Below are 3,390 nucleotides of genomic sequence, written 5' to 3'. Positions count from 1 at the left end.
CTCGCGTTCGTCGTTGCCACCGCCGAGGCCGGCGCCGCGATGACGGCCGACAGCGTCGATTTCGTCGATGAAGATGATGCAGGGTGCGTTCTTCTTGGCCTGGTCGAACATATCGCGGACGCGGCTTGCACCAACGCCTACGAACATCTCGACGAAGTCAGAACCGGAAATGGTGAAGAACGGCACATTGGCTTCGCCGGCAACCGAGCGGGCGAGCAGCGTCTTGCCGGTTCCCGGAGGGCCGACGAGCAGCACGCCGCGCGGAATCTTGCCGCCGAGCCGCTGGAATTTCTGCGGATCGCGCAGGAACTCGACGATCTCTTCCAGATCTTCCTTGGCTTCGTCGACGCCGGCAACATCCTGGAAGGTGACGCGGCCATGCGCTTCGGTGAGCAGCTTGGCCTTCGACTTGCCAAAGCCCATCGCGCGGCCGGAGCCGGACTGCATCTGGCGCATGAAGAATATCCAGACGCCGAGGATGAGGATCATCGGCAGCCAAGAGATCAAATAGCCGAACAGCGAATTGGAACCGTCTGTTTCAGGCCGCGCATTGATGGTGACGTTCTTGTCCTGCAGCCGCGAGACCAGCGAAGGATCGCCGGGCGAATAGGTCTGGAAGCCGCTGGCATTGTCGGTGTAGGTGCCGCTGATGCGGGCGCCCGCGATGGTCACCGTCTTGACCCGGCCCGCCGCGACATCCTGCAGGAACTGCGAATAAGGCACATCGCTGGAAGCCCCTCGCGTCTGCGGCGTCTGGAACAGATTGAACAGGGCTATGAGCAGGACCGCTATGATCGCCCAGAGCGCGAGGTTGCGATAGTTCGGATTCATCAATTGTCCCGTTGGCGTCCGCGGGGCGGACACGCGTCATGAGAGGAAACTTGCGCCTAACATAGGGAGAGCACCTCCCCTTGCCAAGCATAACAGCACGTCTGGGTTAAGCTTTCGCGCAACCATCAGCCGGCACTATGGCCGCTGAAAGGCAAGGGCGGGACCGGGGCCGCGCCAATCAGCCCGGCGACGGCCTGCGCCGGCGCCAGGTCGAAGGACGGCAGGAAGCGGGCAAAGGGACTAACGACCGGCCGCACTTCCACCATCGCCGACTTCAGTTCATATCCAGGCAAACCAAGGCATTCCCCGGCGTGCCACAACGCCGGTTCGGCCGCGAGCGCGGCGCGCATCAGGCTCGGCGGGGCTTTTCCTTGGCCCGTCGCCAGCCGCTTCGCCGCTGCCGTGCCTAGCGGGGCAATCAACAATGCGCTGCTGCTGTCGTTCAATGTGATGCGCCGGCGGCCATCCCACAGGGTGCTGCCAGTAAGGGTTGCGGCGGCGGGCAGGCCGCGCGCCTCGCGGCGCAGGAAGATGCCGGAGCGCCGGGAATCGACAACCGTCCGCGACAATGTGGCGCAAAGAAATCCAGCCCTCAGCCGACCGAACAGAGCCTCGCTGCGGGCCTGATCCGGCAGGAAGGCAATTCCGCCGGTCATGGCCAGCAGGATACGCAACGCATAGACGGCCGCTCGCTCGTCGCCTGTGTTCAGCAAGAGCGGATCAAGACGAATGAGCCCGCAGGACAGCCGGGTCGCGAAATCGCCGATCAAACTTGCGGCGGCGAGGCCGAGTTGACTGCGCGCGCGGCCCTCATGCGCGGCCAGCGCCAGTGCATCGTCGATGCGCTGCGCACCGTTGCTGTCGGCAAGGGCTGCCCGCACACGCGGCCGCTCGAAGGCCGCGTCGATATTGGTGGGGTCGTCGGCCCAGCCGACATTCTCACGCCGCAGGACGTCGCGCAGCGCCTCGCGCCGCAACCCGAGAAGCGGCCGAACGATCCACTCGCGCCAGTCATACAAGGTGGCCGGCGCCATGCCGGCAAGTCCCCGGCCTGCCATTTCGGCATGGCCTTGGCCCCCGTCCCGCGCCAATCCTTCCTCGCGCGCTTGCCGCATCAGCACCGTCTCTGCCTGGTCATCGGCGGTATGGCCGGTGAGGATCAGGCCGATGCCTTCGGCTTGTGCCGCCTCGGCCAGCAGCCGGTAGCGCGCCTCGCGAGCGGCGGCGGGCAGGCCGGTCGATGGCTTGGGGCCCGACCATGTCAGGATGCGGTGTGAAATTCCGAGTCTGGCGCACAGCTTCGCCACTGTTTGCGCTTCCGCAGCCGAACCGGACCGCAAACCGTGGTCGATCGTTACCGCCAGCAGCCTGGTTGCCGGCGCCTTACGGTCGAGATGGTGTCTGAGAAGAAGGAGCAGGGCGGTCGAGTCGCTGCCGCCGGACACGGCCGCAACAGCGCCGCTGGTAAAATCGATATGCGAAAAAGGGTTAGTCGAAAGGTCCGGCTCGGTGTCGAGCATAATGCATGTCGCCCAAAAGTGATCCCGGTTTCAGGACAACGACATGTAGGACAAGGATCAGCAGGCAGCCAGAGCCTTCTCCTGCTTGACGCGTTCCTTGAGCGCACTGGAAATATCAGGGTAGCGCTTGCCGACCTCGCTGAAGGTGGCACAGGCAACATCATGCTGCTTGAGGCCGACCAGCGACACGCCGAGCTTCAGCAACATGTCGGGAGCTTTCTTGGCCTTGGGGTAGTCCTTGCTGGCGGCAAGGAACGTCTCGGCCGCGTCGCGGTATTTCTGCTGGCCGAGCAATGACTCGCCCAGCCAGTAATGCGCGTCCGCCGCCTTCGCATCCTTGGGGAAGCGGGCGATGTGATCGCGAAAACCCTGCTCGGCGGTGCCGTAGTCGCCCGAGAGGATGAACTGGTAGGAGTTGCGGTAAAGCTCTTCCGGGTTGTTGGTGGCGGGCAACGCCGCGACCACCGTATCGGATTTTCCGGCCTTGGGCGCCGCCCCGGCGACTGGCGCGGTGTCCTGCGCCGGCGCGGTCGATTGCGTGTTGCCGCCGGCATCGATGACATTGCCGTTCTTGTCGACGGTGATGGTGCCGAAATTCTTTTCCGGCGCTCCCGTACCGGGAATAACCTTTCCGGGGTCGCCGTCGGGAGATTCGACGATGACATCCTCGACCGTCTTGCCGCCTGCCGATTGATCGTTGGCGGGCGCGGCGCCGGCATCGGCCGGCGCCCGTATTGCCGGGGCCGCCGCCACATCGTTGTCGGTGCCGGTGGTGGCGTCCGATTTCTTCTGCGCCGGCGGCTGCCCGCCTTGCGTGCCGCCGCCTTCCAGCTGCTGGAAGCGGAATTCATTGTCTTCCTGCTGCTTGCGGATCTGCTCCTGCATCTGCAGGACCTGGAAATTGAGTTCCTCGATCTTGCCGTTCATCTGCCGCAGCTGCTCTTCCAGGCTGGTGACAGCGGCAGGATCGGATTGCACCAGCTGAACCTGGTCCGGTTTCTTCTTTTGACCGAAAAGGTTGGGCAATTCGATACTGGGA

Annotated in this window: 3 protein-coding genes; all 3 read right to left on the bottom strand. The window is 64.3% G+C overall.

Translation table 11 applies throughout. The features are described 5' to 3' along the window. Positions 1-831, bottom strand: an 831-nt coding sequence (locus tag EN939_RS26210) for an ATP-dependent metallopeptidase FtsH/Yme1/Tma family protein (RefSeq protein WP_164751226.1), incomplete at its 3' end; no start/stop codon positions are given. 125 nt (positions 832-956) lie between these two features. Beyond that, positions 957-2,351 (bottom strand): tRNA lysidine(34) synthetase TilS, encoded by a 1,395-nt coding sequence (tilS, locus tag EN939_RS26205; protein ID WP_127270142.1) that lies wholly within the window; start codon positions 2,349-2,351, stop codon positions 957-959. Between the two features lie 57 nt (positions 2,352-2,408). Next, the coding region (ybgF, locus tag EN939_RS26200; protein WP_127270667.1) for a tol-pal system protein YbgF at positions 2,409-3,390 on the bottom strand (982 nt) is incomplete at its 5' end.

It is taken from the genome of Mesorhizobium sp. M7A.F.Ca.CA.002.05.1.1 (assembly GCF_003998335.1).
Lineage (GTDB): Bacteria > Pseudomonadota > Alphaproteobacteria > Rhizobiales > Rhizobiaceae > Mesorhizobium.
The sequence above is the reverse complement of the archived record's forward strand: the minus strand, read 5'-3'. Positions and strand labels throughout refer to the sequence as shown.

Excerpts from the sequence above, each read along its gene's own strand:
- tilS (WP_127270142.1), bottom strand. The coding sequence starts at position 2,351 with ATGCTCGACACCGAGCCGGACCTTTCGACTAACCCTTTTTCGCATATC.